The sequence below is a fragment of the Helicobacter aurati genome (assembly GCF_003364265.1).
Classification (GTDB): Bacteria; Campylobacterota; Campylobacteria; order Campylobacterales; family Helicobacteraceae; genus Helicobacter_A; species Helicobacter_A aurati.
Window position 1 is genome coordinate 1 of record NZ_NXLW01000011.1, and the last position, 20,038, is coordinate 20,038.

Below are 20,038 nucleotides of genomic sequence, written 5' to 3' on the forward strand. Positions count from 1 at the left end.
TAATCCAAATGCAAAAGGCTTTAAAGAAGGTAATCATACAACGCATTATTCAGTAGTGGATAAATGGGGTAATGCTGTGAGTGTGACGTATACGATTAATGGTAGTTACGGTGCGATCGCTGCTGTTGAGGGAGCAGGATTCTTGCTTAATAATGAAATGGATGATTTTTCTATTAAGCCTGGAGTAGCAAATATATGGGGGTTAGTTGGCAATGACGCTAATGCTATCGTACCCAATAAACGTCCCCTAAGCTCTATGAGTCCTACTATTCTCCTTAAAGAGAATCAAGTTTTTATGGTAGTAGGTACTCCGGGTGGATCTCGTATTATTACCACTATTTTACAAGTAATTTCTAATGTTATCGATCATGGTATGAATCTAGCTCAAGCCGTAGAAGTGCCAAGATTCCATCATCAATGGATGCCAGATGAATTGCGTATAGAATCTTTTGCTTTCAGTAAAGATACACAAAATATTCTTCAAAAAATGGGATATAAAATTGTAGAACTTCCAGATATGGGTGATGTTAATGCTATTATACGAGATATGAAGACAGGTGTTTATTATGGGGTGCCTGACCCTAGGAAAGAATTTTAAGGTATATAACTTTGTTGTCCTTGTTACGTGCTAATATAGATCTTATTGGGATTTAGGAATAACATAAAAAAGTATTATGAAAGTGTTGTGAGCATCATTGAAACGGGGATAGAGTTTCAAGTGATTGGTTAATTGGTGATAACTATTATTAAACTATTACTTATTAGTTCGCCGAATTATTTAAGTATAGTTTTATGTTTTCTTTTTAGTTTTATCGGATAGTGCTTTCTTATAGAAGTATTTTTTGTAGGTTATATTTTCTTGATTTCATAAAGCAATCTAATTATAGATAATCTACAAAGATTCAGAATCTTGCTAATTTTTACCTCATGTTTTAATGAAATATTTCAGTGATTCATGTTTGTCAAGTTATTTGAAAAGATAAGGTTAGGTGTGTTGCAATTTTTATAATTTATATTGCGATTCTTAGATGAAGATTAAAAGCTTCATATTTGTGATAAACATATTTTATAAAAATTCACTATTTGTAACTTCCAGACTTAATTTATTAAGCGTACGATTAAAGCTGTCATTACGACAGAGAATAGGGCATTTTGAGCAGTCAATAGCATTATAGACTTCTTTTATACGAGTACCTTTCCATATATCTTCTAGGCTTTGTTCTCGCAAATCCCCCAAGAAATGTTTTTCACTCTGTCTGAAATGTAAGCATGCCCACACTTTGAAATCAGCACTAATTACTGTGCTGAAAAACATGCCATGGCATTTGTTGTAGCCTCGTTCATTGGTGTGTTTTAGATTTTCCATTTCTTTATATTTTTGATAGCTTGCAACGATTTTAAAATTTGCATCTTCATATTTTGCGCGTAAAGATTCTAATTTTGGGATAATGTCTAGTTTGTCTCCAGTAAAAGGTCGAAATTGTGCAAAATCCGCGCCCCTGTCTTTCACTAATCGCACAAAGGATTCCATGTCTTTCTCTGTTACGCAGCTTGTAAGAAAACCTACGCCAAAGCTTATTTTGCTGCCTAATTTTTGTTTTGTTTTTGCAAAGTTTTCAATATTTTGCAATGTTTTTTCGAAGTGATAATCTTTCATGCCGTGTATCTTTTTATACATTTCTGCACTTCCCGCGTCAAGGCTGATTCTGAAATATTCTAAATTTTCTGCAATAACTTCATTGAATTGTTCTTTGAGATTCATTCCATGTGAGTTAAGTCCAATATTTTGCCCAGCTTTCTTGAGCAGTTTAATGGCGTATTCAAAGTATGGTGAACAGGTGGGTTCTCCGCCTCCGCTTAAAATTACTCCTTTATTATCCATGTTTTTCAGGTTTTCGACAACACTTTCTACCTGTTCTTTGCTAAGTTCAGCGTTATTTTCATTGTGTCCGCAACATCCGGGACATCTGTGGTTGCATTTGTTTGTCAAATCTAATTCAGTTACAATAAGCGTTTTGTGCGCATTAAAAAAATAGTCAATTTTATTGTGATAACGTAAGATTTTTTCATCTGAATTAAAATTATTTATTTTCATTATTTGTCTCCATATTAGAATCCTTAGTATTAAGAGCTGCAAAACGTGGCTTTAATTTTCAACTAAAAATAAGCGATTGTCTAATTCTTAAAATTATTTTGAGAATTATAGTGAATAAAGAAGTTTCTCTAAATATTTCCCATAGCCGCTTTTGTCTAGTTCTTTTGCTCTTTTCAATAATGTTTCTTTATCTATCCAATTATTGTTGTAGGCGATTTCTTCTAAGCACGCTATTTTAAATCCTTGTCTACGTTCAATTGTTTGCACAAAACTACTTGCTTCCAAGAGATTATCATTTGTGCCTGTGTCAAGCCAAGCAAACCCTCTGCCAAAAATTTCTACTTTTAGTTTTCCTGCTTGGAAGTAACATTTGTTGATGTCGGTAATCTCTAGTTCTCCTCTTGCTGAAGGCGTCATTTCCTTGGCGAAAGATAGGACATTATTGTCATAAAAATAGAGTCCGGTGATAGCATAATTGCTTTTGGGGTGCTGTGGCTTTTCTTCTAAACTTACAATTTCTAGGTTTTTATTAAATTCTACTACTCCAAACTGTGTTGGATCATTGACTAAATAACCAAAGATTACCCCACCCCCCTCCGTTAAAATGCGATTTTTAGCATTTAAAAGCATAGAGCGGAATCCTTGTCCATAGAAAATATTATCGCCAAGAATAAGACAGACATTTTTGTTTCCTATAAAGTCTCGCCCTAATAGAAAAGCTTCGGCTAATCCATTTGGTTGCTCTTGTATGCAATAGTCAAATTGCATACCTAACCATGAACCATCTTTAAAGATTTCTTGGAATCGAGTAATATCTTTAGGTGTTGATATGATAAGAACTTCACGAATGTTTGCAAGCATAAGAACCGATAAGGGATAATAAATCATTGGTTTATCATAAACAGGCAAAAGTTGTTTTGAGAGAGTTTGTGTTGTAGGGTAAAGTCGTGTTCCACTACCGCCTGCTAGAACGATGCCCTTCATTATTTTTCCTAAAATGACGTTATTAACGTAGCGATTATATCCAAACAAACTAGAATTTTGTAAAAGGTTTTGTATAATTTTAGTATCTAAATTATGGTGAATTGTATGAAATTACAGGGTCAATTGCGTATAGTATATCGTTCCACTATCGCAATATTATTAATCTATACTTTTGTTTTTGTGGGCTGTGTCAAAAATGAAAATGTTGTAAATGAATCTTCTGCGTCTTCTTTTGAATCTTTACTCAAACAAAGCATTGCAGATAAACAGATTTTTCCTAAGGCGGCACAAAGTGATGTTCTTGCGCAATCTCAAAAAATTAACCTTTTTGGTAAATGTTACTATTATGAGGATATGAGTATTTGCAAGAAAATTTTAGATTCTTTACAACAAGAATGTCAATATGATTCTAGCGGATTGAGTTGCGCTTTGCTTGGAGTAGCTGTTCTAGATCGCAAAGACGGTTCAGATACTCAAGATAGATTACTGGCATTACGTTATTTTATTGATGGTTGCAAGCTACAAGATTCTTTAAGTTGTCTGTTTATGAGAAAATATTACAAACAATATGGCTATGAGAGTGAGGCACAAGCAATATTAGATTCTGTAACAAATATTTGTAAAAACGGTGGTGCATTTGAATGTTTGTTGCTATCAATTTTGTATGAAAATGATGCAGAATTTAGTGCAGAACAAAAATATATTAAAGAGTACAGAATAAATGCTTGCAATAAGAATCTTGCTATTGCGTGCGGCTATTTTGATTCTTTTTCTTTACCAAAAAAGGATTATGAAAAGTATCAAAGGAAAGCTTGCAATCTCGGTATGCTTCCTGCCTGTGATGCTTTAAGCGAGTCTATTGAACTCAATATACGTACAAAGCATTTGAGGACTTATAGGATATGGTAATGGACAATAAATACGAAGTTTATATTGTAATGTTCTCTATGAAGAGAATTTGTTTTCCTTGGATTGCTAGAGCATCGAGACAAAAACTACAAGAGTAGTGATGTTTTGCAAGAAAAACATAAATAGTTTTTATCATTTTTTCTAATTTAGTGGGAGTAATTTTTATAAGGGGATTTAGAGATGTCGCGCTTTTTACTTCAATAAAATGTAGAACTTCTTCTTTCTGCATGATTAAGTCTATTTCTCCGTAACGGCTATAAAAATTTTTTGCAATAAAAGAAAAGCCTCTGTCGGAAAGATACTGCAAAGCTATTTCTTCATAATGAGTGCCTATTTTTCTTGTGTTCTTTTTCATTATTTTTCTTATTTTGGGTTGTGATAGATTGTCTATTTTAGCATAGTATAATAGGAGTTTATCTCTCTCAATCGAGGAAGTACATGCAAGAGCTAGAGAAAGTAATAGAATCTACTACACAAAATTTTAAAAGAGTCAAGAAATATATTCGCGCAAAAGATATTAATATATTTTTACGTATGAAATTTATGAAAAAAACAGATATGGAATTTTTAGAGGAAATATGTCTTATTCATATTAAAAATATTGAGCAAGGCGATAAAATAGAGCAAAATTTCTATGCGATATTGGATAACTTTGTTTTTAGTAGTCTTTTACAGAAGCATTTTTTTTCTAGCTTTGAAATATTTAAGATATTTTGTTATAGAGTTTGTTTGCTACCCAAAAAATTATTTATGTGGGAAGTAAAAAGATATTCTCGCAAGGTTATAAGTGATAATTTTGCAAAACTTACTTTTTATAATATGAAAAATGGTGTGCATTTTTTTGCTCCTTTGCCACTTGATGATGGAGAGGCTGAAAAATATTTGCACGATTGCCTCAATATTCTCTCGCATGCAAAGGTAGAAGTGCTTATTGTTAATCCTTTGAATCTTGTACCTAAAGCGCATTTGTGTATGCCTGAAATATTTCAGGAAGTGTTAACGAAAAACCTTAAAATTCTCTTGGAGAATTCTAACGCTAAAGCTATTTTTTTTAATAACACTTATGAGTTTTTTGATACTTTTTTGGAATCTCTGAAAGTTTGCTTGGAAAATATTCCTTATATTGTGAATGTGGGCGTGAGCTTGCAAACCTATTATTTAGATTCTCTACACGGCTTAGATAAGGTTGCGAATCTTAGTAGGGAACTAGTCAACAAAAAAAAAGCAAAATTGCTTGTAAGATTTAAAGATTTAGATTTTGATTATCACAAAGCTTATTTCCAGAGTCTGCACAGGCATAGAACCAATAAGGTTTTTGCTAACCATACAAATAGTAGGGCAAACTATATAGCTATCTTGGCGCGATATAGAGAGTATAGTGAGATTTTAGAGGCGAGTCTTACTAGCTCTAATCTTTTCATTCTTGAATTATTGTCTTTATGGGGACTAGATTCCCAAATGCTCATAGAGATTGAGCCAGAACTCAATTATCCACTCTATAAGTTTGCTAAACAAAAAAAATTACGTTTGATGTCAATACAGTGTTATACCAAACACTTTACGCAAATGTTAGCATATCGTTTAAAATATGTGCATACGGAATTATTGCAAGGAATATGCAGCTACATTGCTATGTCCAATAAACAAGAATGGCAGAAAAAGTGCAATGATTTTACACATAGTTTTGGTATTGCGCAAAAAATTATTCATAAAAAAGATTCGTTAAACTCTGAAGCCACTAAAGACTTTTTGGCAAACTTATCTCAACCTGCAGATTCAATGGTATTTGCTGTGCAACAATACCATTTTGAAACTTTTGATTATGAATTGCAAAAGCCTTTATTGGAATCTTCACATTCGTTATCTTTTGCATACCGTTTAGAATCCTTGCAATGTAGCATTCCTAGTCGGCATAAATTAGATGATATTCTTTATCTCAATACTAATGATATGAATAGATTGATAATACAAGATATTAGTATGCCAATTGTGTTTTCTTTGAACGCGCAAAAGGAGAAGGATGCTATTGCACGTGCACAGGCTAAAAAAGAAGAGATAGAAACAAATAAAATCAATATTATGACGATGATTATTTCGCATATCAAAAATGAAATAAAGACGTTGTTTGCTACATTGTGTGAGGTTTTTCCTGAAACGCCGCGAGATATTTTAGAAGAGCAAGTCTATCTTTTAATTGATACTTTTAAGTACTATGGCTATGTGTATCGCAATCTTATGAGCGAAACGGATTCTGTTTTATTAACACCAGTTGGCAACGTTCTTATTCACGCGGAATCGCTAAGTCTTAATGAGATTGCTTCATGTATAGCAGCGAATATTATGATAGGCAATGTTTCTTTTGTAAAGGATTGTTTGCAGGCGAGAATTTTGTATTATCTTTTCGAGCCTATTTTGGATTTTTGTCCATTCATGTCCCTTTATCGTGATAATTTGCCTTTGGAGATACATAAGCAAATTATCTGTCAGAAAGAGGTGTCTAAACATATTGATGTGACTAATCTTTTGGTAAGCAATAGCGGTATAATAGTAGTGTTTATTAGTTCGTTTTATGACGTTTATGAGGCTTTTTGTGATGTTATGCGTTCTCGCATGACACATTCTATGCCAATGGTTATTTACACGGATTCTTATCTTTATAATGATGCGAAACGTATTTTTGTTCCCTTAAGTGTTTCATACATGAATCTTAATGATTTGATTGCTAATTTACCAAAAGAGACTGCTAATGTTAGTCTGTTTACTTATAATAAAGCTGAAATGAATTATGTGATTACACATGTTAATGTTTCTATTTGTATTAATTCTGCCTATAAGCTGCGCATTATATCTGGTAATTCAAGAGTCTTCTGTGGAGGATATTTGCAGCCATTTTTAAGCCGATTTCTTTTGCATAATCTTGTACATGCGAGTCCTAGCAATGTGATTAAAAAAAATAGTCTTTATTCTGATGTGATTGGTTGTTTTAGTGAAATTCTTAGTATTGACGAAATTGAATTTCTCTATAACCTTAACCACAATTATAGTCAGTATCTTAAGAATCTTGAACGTGTGTCAAACTTTGATAATATTTATGAAATAAAAAAACATTATCAGACAACTTTACGCATCTATCAAGAAGATGATTTTTTCCATGTTTGCGTGATTATGCTTGTTGTGTATTTATTGCAGATTCCAACTAAGTTAAGCTTTACTCGTGAATATTTCACTAGCAATGAAAGCGCAAAACAAATAAGTATTGAGCAGCTTGCCGCAATTTTTGCAGAAAGATATATTTCTATTTTTACTTTTGTTGTTGAAGAAGAGCAAGAGTTTATTGAGCTTTTGCAAACAGGAGAATTACTACGTATCTTGCAAGATGAGGGAGATTTTTCTAGCAAGCAATCACAAACTTATCAACAACTTAGAAGCAAAGGTATTATTGCAGAGTATTCTTTGCCTATTCTCAATAAGAATCTTGAATTAGAACGTTATCTTTATACGCAATATTTACAAATAGAGCCACATATACTTCTTCAAAGTCAAGCAGGGCGGAATGGAGAAGCTTGGTTGTCTTTTTGATTCTACATAGAAGTAATTTATCAAGTTAGTTATTGTGTTTGTTGTGTTGTCGCATGGGTTCTGTGTTGCTTTGTGTACAATAAAAAGATCAAGGATAGTTTTGTAGAAATGTGTAGGAAAGGTTAAGGTAGAGTAAGAATAATATTATGTTCGATACCCAAACACGTGATAGTGCATGTCGTATTTTGTGTGAGATCTAGATTTGGCATTATGTGAAAATACATTGTTATCAATTATAGTGATTCTTCTAAACCTGAATTGTATCTCTTTTGAGCTACTTTGATTCACAAAGCTATTTGTACTATTGTGGTTTATTGGATTGATTATGTTTGTGTATTTGAAGAATGTATTGGAGTTTTTCTATTGTTAGAAGTTGGTAAAAGTTACACGTATAATAATAGAGGTTTCCAAGGAATCTATAACGTCTCTAATATAAGGTAACTATGAAGAATCATTCAAGCAAATCGTGTTTTGGCGACCCTTGGAAGATTTGAACTTCCGTTTCCACCGTGAAAGGGTGGTATCCTTGGCCACTAGATGAAAGGGTCAAAAATTATAAAAGTAGATTCTAGCACTAAAAAGAATATTTGAGTAATTTTTCGTGCGTCCGAATATTTGTATTCGCAGCACTACTCTAGTTACATAAGATGTGTTTGCTTTGCAATCCCTTTTTGCATTATGTGGCTAATTTTAACTGCCTAAGTATTGTCGTAGTTGTCGCCCTATACGAGGGTGTTTGAGTTTTTTAATTGCGCTAGATTCTATTTGTCGTACTCTTTCTCTTGTTACATTTAGTGCTTTACCAATCTCTTCTAATGTCCTATCGCTCTCATCCTCTAGTAAGCCAAAGCGCATTTTTATCACCGCTTTCTCTCGTTCATTTAATAAATCCAATACATTATCAATTTGATGTCGCAAATCCTCTTTAAGTAAATCCTCTATTGAGCTAACCATGCTTTTGTCCTCGACAAAATCGCCGAATTTACCATCATCATCATTTCCAATAGGTGCTTCTAAGCTAATAGGTTCTTTTGTGATTTTTATGACATTTTTTACTTTATCGACAGTTAGCCCCACTTGTTCTGCGATAGTTTCAACATCAAGCTCTTCTCCTTTTTCTTGAGCATGCTTACGCATAAGATTTTTAATTTTATTAATTGTATCAATCATGTGAATTGGGATTCTAATGGTTCTAGCTTGGTCGGCTATTGCACGAGAGATTGCCTGTTTTATCCACCATGTTGCATAAGTTGAAAATTTATATTGTTTACGATATTCAAATTTATCTACTGCCTTCATTAATCCGATATTTCCTTCTTGGATTAAATCTAAGAAAGGTAAGCCGCGATTAGTGTATCGCTTTGCAATACTTACAACAAGCCGTAGATTGCTGCGACTCATTTTTGTTTTTGCAGTGTCTGAAATCTTTTTACCACGTTTGATTTGCTCGAGTATTTCTTTGAGTTTGTCTGGTTCTAAATTAAAACCATTTTCGCTAGCCTTACGTGTTTTATAGAGTTTTTGTAGTTCAATATATGTTGCTACCATAGTATTTTCCGGCACTTGCGCTACAATATCTTCGCGAGTCATATTGGTGATATTTTCCAAGATATTTTTATGGTTTTGTATCAAAGCGTCGTTGAAAAGATTAAGTTTGTATTCCAACCTCTTGAGTTCGCGTTCGAATCCATCTCCGTTTTTGAGGCTGTTTTCCATAGCTTTTGTGAGTTCGTTAATGAGCTTGCTAGTAGGACCTAAGGCAAGCAATCTTTGTTTTAAAATATGCTTTTTGTGTGCAAGTATCAAAATATGTAGAAGTTCTTCGTTTGCTGTACGATCCGATTGACCGTTTTGATTGCTTTTGAATTCTTTTTCTAAAATCGCCAACCAATCGTTTTTTGCATCGTTTAAGGCTTGAAAACTTTCCAATACTTTTTCAATACGCGCCTCGTCAGTTTTACAATTTCTTTTATTTTTTGGCTTAATTTCTTCTTCGTCTTCAAATTCTATTTCTTCAAATTCTATTTCTTCATCTTCTTGGATATCTTCGAAGCTTTTAAACAACTCTTTGACACGTCGTTCTCGATTAATAAGCGCATCTTTGTAATCATAGATAAAGTCAATCAAATAAGGTACGGAACAAATCGCATCAATAATAATATCTTCGCCTTTTTCCATATCTTTACTAAGGTTGACTTCTTCCTCTTTACTTAAAAGCGGAATTTGTCCCATTTCTCGCAAATACATTCGCACAGGACTATCGCTTCTGCTCCATTCTAATAGCTCTCTTTCGCGTTGAAAGTTAAATTCTTCATTAAGCGACATTTCTATATTTTTACGTTTTTTCTTTTGCTCTTGGATTTTATCTTCCTCGTTGAGATTTTTTGCCATTTCAGATGAACTGATAATCTTCTTTTTATGGGTTTTACAAAGCGATTTTATTTTTGTAATGACTGCCATATTGGGCTCTTTGTCAATGGTTTGCGCAATAATTTCGTAGGAAATATATTTCTCTTTTGAGTTTTTAAAGAGATTCTCTAATTTTTCGTGAATTTTCTTATCGGTTACTTTTGTAGTGGGTTTTTTTGTAAGCATAACTCAAACTCCTTTAGTCCATTCATTAGGTATATAGAATTTACCCATTATATCGGTTTTGGAATAATAAATATTAGTGTGAAATAAGAATAGTTAAGTTTTATAGGTTATTTCTTTGAGATTTTAAGTTGGATTTAACAATATTTTCATTACACTAAGGTAAGGGTAAAGGATTGGGCTAATGGGTAAAAAATTCTTTCTAACACTCGCCGTTATATTCATATTGTTGATAGTTTTGATTATTGTTCGTTGTTCAGAATCGAATATTCAAGAGGAAAATATTCAACAAACAGCCAATACATTAACACAAGTGCAGCGAAATCACAACTCGAATATTGATTATCCGCAAGATTCTTCTTTGGATACGAATGTCTCAAGCAATAATCAAGCAAATATTAATCAAGAAAATAATATACAAGAACCAATGAAAGAACAAAACAGCAAATCTGATTCCAATGCACAACAAAATATATCGCATACTCAAACTGCAACAGCCCATTCTCAAACAATAGACAACAAGCAGCCTCATATTTCTAGTGGAGATTCTAAAAATCCAGTAAAATTTTCAGAATCTTCTAAAGAGAGCACTAAAGGGCAATTTAGCAATTCTTCTAGTTCGCAAGGAAGTGGAATGAGTTTAGATAGAGGAGATTCTAAACCGAATAGAGATTCCAGCTCTACAACAGCTGCTCCTGAAGCCTTACATAATAATACTGATAATACTGCGAATTTTAAACATACAGATGATAGACATACTTCGTCAGAGGATACTGATTCTCTAAAATCCAAAAAAACACAGAGTACAACTAATTCGCTTGATTCTTTAGAATCTAGACAAGCAACACAACATGCTATGATTCATAAAGATTCCACGAATATTATACAATCTCAAGAATCCTCTTCTACAAAAGATAGACAAGATACGTCCACGAAAGATATGTATGCTGCTCATACGAATCCCCCTCTATGGCAGGATAATCAGGATAATCAGGATAATCAGGATAATCAGGATAATCAGGATAATCAGGATAATCAGGATAATCAGGATAATCAGGATAATCAGGATAATCAGGATAATCCCGCGCAATTACCCGTTGCAAATAATCAAATTGATGATGGATTAGATAAGGCTAACCATAGCGACAATGATAACGATAAAGTTGATTTACAAGCACATAGCCAAAGTGATGATTTGAGACAAAATGACACCAATGTAAAATGTCAAATCGCACCGAAATGTAATGATATTGCAGTCATACGAAAAATCGCGACTGCTAGCTTAGAATCTCATGCAAATATTCGATATAAAGAGGAACAAAGATTGCGCGGGGAAAAGGCAGCGGCAAATTTTATTGCATTATGGAGAGAGACACATAAGCTTGTTTTGCCAAAGCTTACTTCTCACGTTAGTCGTATTAATGAAAAATCTTTGAGTAAAGATAAACAAATGCGAACTTGCAGTGCCCATTACTATACAGAGGTTTTAGAGGATTTTGGTAATGGATGGCGTGATAAAAAGGGCGATAAATCCCCAAAATATGTAGCCACATATCGTATAGCATGCAAACACAATAAGGCTACGAGTATTGCGATTCTTACAAATAGTATACACAAAGCAGTTTCTGCGCAACATTACCGTTTATATACTCAACAAGACACTCCTAAGAAAAATCCCGAAAAGGCGGCTTTGCCACTTTGTTCTAATGAGCTTGTGCATAAGAATCTCACACGTGCAAGTCTTACATCTCATGCCCGCGCCCGAGCAGATGAAGAGAGACGTAAATATGGTGTGCAAGCTGAAAACAAATTTCTTGCATTATGGGAAAAAACAGAGCCGATTTTATCTTCCAAGCTCGTTTCGCATATAAGCAATATAGAATCAAAAGGAATGGATTATACGTCTAACGCGAGGATTTGTAGTGCCCGTTACTATACAGAGGTTTTAGAGGATTTTGGTAATGGATGGCGTGATAAAAAGGGCGATAAATCCCCAGAATATGAGATTTATTTTACTTTGCGATATAGCAATGACAGACGTGTTCTTATTGTCAGGATTCTTTCCCAAAATAAAGTACGCAATAAATAATTGCTATAACTTATTGTATTACTATGTTAAAGGTATGATTGGTCGCAAGCATTAAATGTATGAATATTAAGTTTCACAGAAGCAGTATTTTACCTTAAAACAACATTTAGCCTTGGGCGATTGTTTGTCAATGAAATAACCCTTTTTCTCTTTCATCTAAATATAAGTCTTGAATTTCAATTGTTGTGCCTTCACTTAAGATACAGGCTCTTTCCACGACGCTTAATAATTCTCTAATGTTGCCAGGCCAGCTGTAACTTAGCATTTTTTCTTGCGCGCTTTCACTCATCTTTTTTTCGCTAAATCCGTAATTGGCACAAACTTCTTTAATATGCTCCTGCGCTAATGGCAAGATTTCTTCTAAACGTTCTTTCAATGGAGGTATCTTTATAGGTACTGTTTGCAAGCGGAAAAACAAATCTTCTCGAAACTCCTGATTCGCAATTTTCTCTTGAATATTTGCATTTGTTGCAGAAATAAATCGTACATCAATTTTCACAGGTTTTGATGATCCTAGTCGTATAATTTCTTTTTCTTGTAGCGCGCGCAAAAGTTTTGCTTGTAATCCCATAGGCATTTCTCCAATTTCATCTAGGAATATTGTGCCTTTTTGCGCAGATTCTAAAAGACCGGGCTTAGTAGCAATGGCGTCTGTAAAAGCACCTTTCTCATAGCCAAAAAGCTCGGATTCTAAGAGATGTTCAGGTATAGCCGCCATATTTAACCCCACAAATGGCGCATTTGCACGTTTTGAATGCTCATGAATAAATCTTGCAAAAACCTCTTTACCCACACCACTTGCACCAAGCAATAGTACTGCAGCGTCCGTTGGCGCGACTTTCTTTGCTAATGTTTTTGCTGTTTCTAGTTGCGGTGAAGTAGACTTAAACAGCTTGTCTTTACTAAGTGTTTTTTTTGGAGGTTTATTTGATTTATTTGTTTTGTTAAACTCAAGAATTTTTTTTGTTCGATAAATTGCGGCTAGTAAGTCTTCTGGCTCAAATGGCTTTTGGAAAAAGTCTTTTACCCCCAATCGAATGGATTCTATCGCTTTGTTTAATGTAGCATTGCCAGTGATTACGATTGCCTCATATTTGCCGTTGAGTTGAGTTAAAAACTCAAGACCATCCATTTGTGGCATATTAATATCTGTAATGATTAGATCAAAACTTGAATCAAGAGATTTTAAGGCGTCTTTAGGATTTTTAAAGCTTGTAATTTCCAAGTCTTTATAATCTGAAAAGAAAAATTCAAGACTTTTTCTCATATTAATATCATCTTCCACAATAGCGATTTTCATTTGCTTCCTTCTCTAGGTAATCTCACAAAGTAATAATTAATTCTAGCAAAACTTAGATAAAACTTTCTTTACTTAAAATAGCCTTTGCTGTATAATTCTTACGTATTTGTTATCGTTAATAAGGATTTATATGGATATTGTTACTCTTGCACACGGTAGTGGTGGTTTGCATTCAGCAGAGCTAACACAGCAAGTTTTCATGCCGTTTTTTACTAAGTTTATGCCTTATGCCAATGAAGATTCAGCACTTTTTGTAATTTCGGATACATCTAGTCATGATTGCATTAATAAACAAGCAATCGCAGTTACAAGTACTGATTCATATATTATTAATCCTCCCTTTTTTCGAGGTGGAGATATTGGAAAACTTAGCGTATGCGGTAGCAGCAATGATGTCGCAATGATGGGTGCAAAACCACTATTTCTCAACATAGCTTTCATTATTGAAGAGGGATTCAGCATAAAGAAGCTTAAGAAAATTGCTAATTCTGTTGCAATAGAATGTGAGAATCTGGGGTTAAAAATTCTTGCTGCTGACACTAAGGTTTTGCCTAAAATATCTCAAGGAGATTCGCAGATTTTTATTAATACTAGCTGTATTGGCATTTTACAAAAAGTAGGTATTAGTGCGAAAAACTTGCAACACAATGATTGCATTATCTTAAGTGGCAAAATCGGCAATCATGGTGCAACAATCTTTTTAGAACAGAATCATATTTCTCTTGATAATCACATACAAAGCGATTGCGCGAGTCTTTATCCTTTATTAGAGGAAATTTTAACAGGTGATATATTTATTCACGCATTAAGGGACGCAACAAGAGGTGGCATAGCAAGCGTTCTTAACGAATGGGCGATTGCTTCAGAGGCTTGCATTGAGATTGAAGAGGAATTAGTAACGATTGATACGCAGGTTCGTGGGGTATGCGAAATATTAGGACTTGATCCATACATATTAGCAAATGAGGGGGTATGTGTATTGGCAGTAGCAGAATGTGATGCCAAGAGAGCATTAGAAATCTTGCATAAGCATTCATTGGGTAAAGATGCGTCTATTATTGGAAGAGTGCGTAAGGATTTTTCTCAATTATCAAGGGGACATCTCGAGGAAATATATTTTCAACGTGTTGTATTGCAGACACAATATCAAAGTCAAAGATTTATGGAATATCCAGAAGGAGAGATTTTACCGAGAATTTGCTGATTTGTGCGAACTATCATGCTAAATGGGGGACTAAAGCCGCAGTAACTATGATGCACCTAGTACATGAGTGATATACTTTAATTCATTAATAAGCGATTGTAATTCTTTTTGTTTCTTGACAAGAGAATCTCGTAAATCCTGTGATTTGCTGTTTTCTCTTTGGATAAGCATTTGAGCGAGTGCTTCTTTTTTATCTGTGATTTGCTGTTGAATAGATTCTTCTTGTTGTTTCCCTAGTGCTGTAAAATATGTTGAAAATGCTAATGAGATTTCTTTGCTTTTTTCAGAAATCACTTTATAAAATAATGCAAATGATTTGTCAAACACAGAATCTAGCTGTATAGCTAAATCATTTTGCGTTTGAAGAGAATGTTTGCTGATAAGATCTGGTATGTGTGATTGTAAAAATGTGAGGCTTTGCTGTATTTGTTCCTTGTTTGCTTGGAGAATAATTCTTGGCTGTGTTGGTGTTACATGTTCTTGCGAGTTTGCAATTTGATGTAAATTTGCTTCTTCTGTTTCTTGGTTTGTTAGCAATTGCGCAATTTTTTCTGAAATTTTTTGTTTGTAATCGCGATTAGTGTCTACGAAACAATCATGCAGTGCTTGCGCTAAAATTTCACAAATGGTTTCTTTGCTTGGAATCTTATTATTGTTGTATCCATAAATTGCATCATGATAGATTCTACTTTTTAGCTTTTCTTGTTCAATCTTGAGATGTTTATTAATAAGATTTTCCGAGATTTGTAGAAAATTCTGCAATTCTTGTGATTTTGCTTGTAACTCACTTTGCTTGTTTTGCAAAGATTGTAAAAGTTCTTTGTTGGCTTTTTCTAGCTCATGTAGCATAATTTCTAGTTCTTCTTTTGAAGCATTAAGTATTTGTGATTCTAAAAGAACCTCTTGTTGTGCTTGAAGGGCTATTTTAAGAAAAGCACGATAAGCAAGATAGAGAATATCTTTATGTTTGAGACTATTTTCTCCTAAAAGCATTGTGTCTAAGTATTGCTCTACGTCCAATATCCCTGTTTTTTCAAGCGTATAACCTTGCGCTAATGCTTCTTCGTTTCTGTTGGTTCTATGGAGGAGTGCTAGGAAACTAGCTATCGGAATAAAATCAATACGTGCAAGTAGTGATTCTATATCGCCTTTGTAATGCGATTTTTTAAGTTGCATAGAGAGACTAGATTTTGTATATTCAAGAGATTGTTGTAGTTCACTTTCTCCTATTAAATCAGCTCTTGTTAATATCACTAAAAGTCTTGAGATGTTTTGTTCGACAAGTGATTCTATAATAAAGTCAATGTCGGTTTGTGTCGCCGCACAACTTGCATTCATCACATGAATAAGCACATCACATGTTTGAATGTAAGTTTTTGTGATTTCTTCCCTTTTTGTTACCGGATCGTCAAGACCTGGCGTATCTACAATTTCAACACCATTTTGTAAAAACTTTAAATCTGTCAAGAGTTCAATTTTTTTAACTAAATTACAAAACTTACTTTCGTGGTTTGCAGAAGTAAAAGTGTTTAATTGCTCTAATTGTATTTCTTCTATTTTCCCTTTTTCTGTAAGAAAATCATAGAGAGTGTTGCCAAATTTTTCTTCAGTAGTTGAGATGAAATCAAGCAGATTTTCATCATGAATAGCCGATTCCTTGAGTGCCTCCCATTCTTGAATGTTCCAAAAATGCACTTTCGCACATTGCTTTTCTCCATATTTAAGTACCGTAAGATTTGCAGTTTCAGGTATAGTAGAGCTACCTAGTATTTCTTTGCCTAAAAGAGCATTGAGGAATGTGCTTTTCCCTGCGCTAAGAATGCCTGTGATTCCTATAGAGAATTTTTGATTTTTTGTGTGAGTAAGAACATTATTAAGCTTGAGATAAAAAGAGTTATTGAGTTGAAGCTCCAAAAATCGTGCTTGTAGAGATTCTAATTCGGTCTTAAGTGTGTGCAAGTCAAGTTGTTGTGCTTGGGTTTTAGAATCTTTTCTGGCTTGAGAGATTGTAGCGTTAAGGAACTGTATAAAATTTCTAGCGTGAGTATTAGTAAGGATATCAGCAGCATTTAATCGAAAGATAGAATTTTTTAAATCATGCAATTCATTTATCTGTAGATTCTGCAATAAGTACCGTTGAAGAAGTTTGACGCTTTGTATAGTTATAATGTCTGATGCTGTTGGAATATGTTGTGAATAGCATTGTTTGTGAAGTGATTGAAACGACGGTGTTGCGCTATAAAGCGCGAAATTATTTTCATTTACCGATAAGAGTATGCTTTTTACATCGGTTGGCAGGGTGTCAATGATCTCGCAGCTTAATTGGGAATATTCCCCTTCAACTGCGCATTCATTATAGAATGTTTGAAAAAAACGCGTTGCAATATCCATATTTATGCTCCTTAATTATATGGTATTCTATAATAACAGTCTTAATAAACACAATAATCAAAGGAAATTAAAAAAGACAAAGGTAAGTTAAGAAAAAAGCTGATTATCTATAAAAGCCACTAAGAAATAGATTTCGTCTAGTATGATTAAGATGCCCACAAAAACAAGGAATATACCACATAGTATTTCAATGATACGCATTTGTTTTTTAAGATTACGTAACAGAGAAAGCCCTGCTTCTAGGAAGATTGCTAGAAGCAAGAATGGAAGGGCTAGTCCTACAACAAAAGCAAAAATAGCGAATATAGCGAGATGTTGGTTGGTTGAGGCAAGTAGTGTGATTGAGCTTACAATTGGACCAGTGCAAGGTGTCCATCCTGCCGCAAAACCTACGCCAAAAATAAAAGGAGCAATAGCTTTTAGGATTTGATTCTGTTCAAATTTTTTGAGATTAATTTGCTTTGTGTGATAGAGAATCTTGATTGGTAAGACTCCCAAGAAATGCAAGCCAAACAGGATAACTAATCCTCCTGAAAGATAACGTACAATAGGATAGTGCAATACATTATCGATGATATTAATCATGGCTAAACCAAATAAAAAAAACACTATACCAAATCCCGACACAAAGAGCAATGCGTTACGGAGAGTATGTGGTCGTGAGTAATTTTCTCTATTATGTAAGCTAGTACCGGAAATATAGCTCATATACGACGGAATAAGCGGAAGTATACATGGAGTAATAAAGGCAAGAACCCCTCCAAGAAAGCTAGCTAAAATCGGTAGGCGAAAAAAAAACGTTTGCAGGATTTCCATTGTTTTCCTTATGTTTGACATCAAAGAAGATTCTAACTAAAAGTTTTTATACGCAGAGTAAATTGCATAGATTTTCTGAATCAAATCAGTTTGTCAGTGATTTTATTATGCAAAATATCATAATTTTCTATCCATTCCCCACACCAACAGAGAATAGCAAGGAGATAAAAGCTAAGCTGGGCGTTGTAGAAATCAGCTCTTAACATAACTTTTCCGCATAGTAGAAAGAGCAATATGCTCATGGCAAAAAGAATCATATTTGCATATTCATAGAATCCGTATGTTTTTTTACTTTGTAGTGAATATAATAACAGGCATGCGCCACTACAAAGGAATATTATATTTATATAATGGCTTGAAATATTTGAGAAATAAGGGTGAAACGCACTAGCAGTAAGTGCTATTGTGGTGCTTGTTAAACGAGGTTTGAATATAAATAAAGATTTACCTAAATGATTCTGTATATCAATATGTAAACGAAACATCTTGTAACACAAAGGCAAGACAATAAAACCTAGCCCGCAAATTAATGCAACTACAAAATCTATCGAAGTATAATATTCATGCCATTCTATGAGATTTGGAATCTTTTGCGACTCCAAAAAATTGTCATTAGATAATGTGTAATGAAAAAGAATCTTGGCGCAGATATGATAGAACAATATTGATAGGCAAGAGACAACTATGAATACTATTAATAAAACAAAAGTAAGAAAGGTTTTACTAAGAACACGTGCTTTCACAGAGATTCTAAGGGAATTACAACAGATAATTAGTAAAACAACACCTAGCAAAATAAGACAGAATATGTCATAAATTTTACCGTCTTGGGCTAGAAGTGGAAAAACTTGTGAAAAAGTATGTGAAAATTCGGAACTCAAAAGTGCAAGCCCATTGAATGATAAGAGTGAAAAAAAAAGGTAGGAGCAAATAATAGTATTAAATCTCAAGATTTCTCCTAAATAAACTATATTTTATTTCACAATCATAGCAAAAAATAGGAATGTCTGGATTGCTTACGATTTCATTTTTCTATTCTTAGAATCAATTATTGATTGACGTTATGCTCATTGTTACAAACATTTATAGAGTTACTTTTTGTAAATACTCTATATATTCAGCCATTTTTAAGTCATTTAAGTTTTAATAAGCAGTGATTTGCGCTAGTATAAAAGCAAAGTGATTTAAGGGAATTGTTGTGATTTGTTTAGAGCATGTCAATAAATTTTATGGCAAACATCATGTGCTAAAAGATATTAATCTTAATGTTCATGAAGGGGAAAAATTAGTCATTATAGGTCCTAGTGGTAGCGGTAAAAGTACAACTATTCGCTGCATGAATGGCTTAGAGCAGATTAGTGACGGTAAAGTGGTTATCAATGGTATTGAATTAACACACAAAACAAAACTTACTATTTGTCGCAAATATTGTGCCATGGTGTTTCAGCATTTTAATCTTTATCCTCACATGAGCGTTTTGCAAAATTTGATATTAGCACCTATGAAGATTCAAAAGAAATCCAGACAAGAAGCTGAAGAGACTGCCTATAAATATCTTAAAGTCGTAGGATTAGAGGAAAAAGCGAACGTGTATCCCGCCACACTTAGTGGAGGGCAGCAACAACGAGTGGCAATTGCAAGGAGTCTTTGCACACAAAAGAAAATCATACTCTTTGATGAGCCTACTTCTGCACTTGACCCAGAGACTGTGCAAGAAGTGCTTGATGTAATGCGTAAAATTTCAGAAGAAAAGGGCACAACAATGGTTGTTGTTACCCATGAAATGGGCTTTGCAAAAGAAGTTGCGGATAGAGTCATTTTTATGGAGGATGGTATGATTGTTGAAGAGAATGTGCCTAAAGAGTTTTTTAGCCATCCAAAAAGTGAGCGCACAAAGAACTTTTTAGGCAAGATTCTCTCACATTAAGGTTGTAGAGGTTTATCTTAAATTAAATATGAATATTGTTTTGAGTTTCTTGATTGTAGTTTAACTAAATATGTTAACGTGATTTTATTTTATTGTTGAGGGAATATTATGATGAGAAAAACGTTTTTTATTAGAGTATTAGTTAGTATATT

Annotated in this window: 14 protein-coding genes and 1 tRNA gene; 6 read left to right on the top strand and 9 right to left on the bottom strand. The window is 33.7% G+C overall.

Annotated features, from left to right (window positions below):
* Positions 1-598: gamma-glutamyltransferase (locus CQA66_RS06150; protein WP_181882247.1), on the top strand; the 598-nt coding region annotated here is incomplete at its 5' end.
* A 468-nt stretch (positions 599-1,066) separates the two neighbouring features.
* Here the strand turns inward: CQA66_RS06150 and CQA66_RS06155 are convergent.
* Positions 1,067-2,095 (bottom strand): radical SAM/SPASM domain-containing protein, encoded by a 1,029-nt coding sequence (locus CQA66_RS06155; RefSeq protein WP_104763781.1) that lies wholly within the window; start codon positions 2,093-2,095, stop codon positions 1,067-1,069.
* Between the two features lie 105 nt (positions 2,096-2,200).
* Positions 2,201-3,079 (bottom strand): glucose-1-phosphate thymidylyltransferase RfbA, encoded by an 879-nt coding sequence (gene rfbA / locus CQA66_RS06160; protein WP_115582566.1) that lies wholly within the window; start codon positions 3,077-3,079, stop codon positions 2,201-2,203.
* Between the two features lie 105 nt (positions 3,080-3,184).
* On the opposite strand from rfbA, the gene CQA66_RS06165 reads away from it, so the two are divergent.
* Positions 3,185-3,988 (top strand): sel1 repeat family protein, encoded by an 804-nt coding sequence (locus CQA66_RS06165; protein WP_104763780.1) that lies wholly within the window; start codon positions 3,185-3,187, stop codon positions 3,986-3,988.
* A 19-nt stretch (positions 3,989-4,007) separates the two neighbouring features.
* Here the strand turns inward: CQA66_RS06165 and CQA66_RS06170 are convergent, their stop codons facing one another.
* Entirely contained in the window at positions 4,008-4,343 is a 336-nt protein-coding gene (locus tag CQA66_RS06170; RefSeq protein ID WP_104763779.1) for a YraN family protein, read from the bottom strand.
* An 83-nt stretch (positions 4,344-4,426) separates the two neighbouring features.
* On the opposite strand from CQA66_RS06170, the gene CQA66_RS06175 reads away from it, so the two are divergent.
* Positions 4,427-7,567 carry a hypothetical protein gene (locus CQA66_RS06175; RefSeq protein WP_104763778.1) on the top strand — a complete coding sequence of 1,047 codons (3,141 nt, stop codon included), beginning with the start codon at positions 4,427-4,429 and terminating at the stop codon, positions 7,565-7,567.
* A gap of 472 nt (positions 7,568-8,039) precedes the next feature.
* On the opposite strand, the gene CQA66_RS06180 is transcribed toward CQA66_RS06175, so the two are convergent.
* Both CQA66_RS06180 and rpoD read right to left on the bottom strand, forming a co-directional pair.
* Positions 8,040-8,115, bottom strand: a tRNA-Glu gene (locus CQA66_RS06180).
* Between the two features lie 142 nt (positions 8,116-8,257).
* A complete protein-coding gene (gene rpoD, locus CQA66_RS06185; RefSeq protein WP_115582567.1) occupies positions 8,258-10,162 on the bottom strand; it encodes an RNA polymerase sigma factor RpoD in 1,905 nt (634 codons plus the stop codon).
* A gap of 181 nt (positions 10,163-10,343) precedes the next feature.
* On the opposite strand from rpoD, the gene CQA66_RS06190 reads away from it, so the two are divergent.
* A complete protein-coding gene (locus CQA66_RS06190; protein ID WP_115582568.1) occupies positions 10,344-12,248 on the top strand; it encodes a hypothetical protein in 1,905 nt (634 codons plus the stop codon).
* A 127-nt stretch (positions 12,249-12,375) separates the two neighbouring features.
* Here the strand turns inward: CQA66_RS06190 and CQA66_RS06195 are convergent, their stop codons facing one another.
* Positions 12,376-13,548: a sigma-54-dependent transcriptional regulator gene (locus CQA66_RS06195; protein WP_104763776.1), complete on the bottom strand. Its 1,173-nt coding sequence runs from the start codon at positions 13,546-13,548 to the stop codon at positions 12,376-12,378.
* 130 nt (positions 13,549-13,678) lie between these two features.
* On the opposite strand from CQA66_RS06195, the gene hypE reads away from it, so the two are divergent.
* Positions 13,679-14,752: a hydrogenase expression/formation protein HypE gene (hypE, locus tag CQA66_RS06200; protein ID WP_104763775.1), complete on the top strand. Its 1,074-nt coding sequence runs from the start codon at positions 13,679-13,681 to the stop codon at positions 14,750-14,752.
* A 45-nt stretch (positions 14,753-14,797) separates the two neighbouring features.
* On the opposite strand, the gene CQA66_RS06205 is transcribed toward hypE, so the two are convergent.
* From CQA66_RS06205 to CQA66_RS06215, 3 genes are all read right to left on the bottom strand, one after another.
* Complete coding sequence (locus tag CQA66_RS06205; RefSeq protein WP_104763774.1) at positions 14,798-17,143, bottom strand: dynamin family protein; 2,346 nt, start codon at positions 17,141-17,143, stop codon at positions 14,798-14,800.
* An 87-nt stretch (positions 17,144-17,230) separates the two neighbouring features.
* Entirely contained in the window at positions 17,231-17,959 is a 729-nt protein-coding gene (locus CQA66_RS06210) for a cytochrome c biogenesis protein CcdA (RefSeq protein ID WP_104763773.1), read from the bottom strand.
* Positions 17,960-18,039: 80 nt separating this feature from the next.
* Positions 18,040-18,909 carry a hypothetical protein gene (locus CQA66_RS06215; RefSeq protein ID WP_104763772.1) on the bottom strand — a complete coding sequence of 290 codons (870 nt, stop codon included), beginning with the start codon at positions 18,907-18,909 and terminating at the stop codon, positions 18,040-18,042.
* A 248-nt stretch (positions 18,910-19,157) separates the two neighbouring features.
* On the opposite strand from CQA66_RS06215, the gene CQA66_RS06220 reads away from it, so the two are divergent.
* Complete coding sequence (locus CQA66_RS06220; protein ID WP_104763771.1) at positions 19,158-19,886, top strand: amino acid ABC transporter ATP-binding protein; 729 nt, start codon at positions 19,158-19,160, stop codon at positions 19,884-19,886.
* The last annotated feature ends 152 nt before the right edge of the window (positions 19,887-20,038 follow it).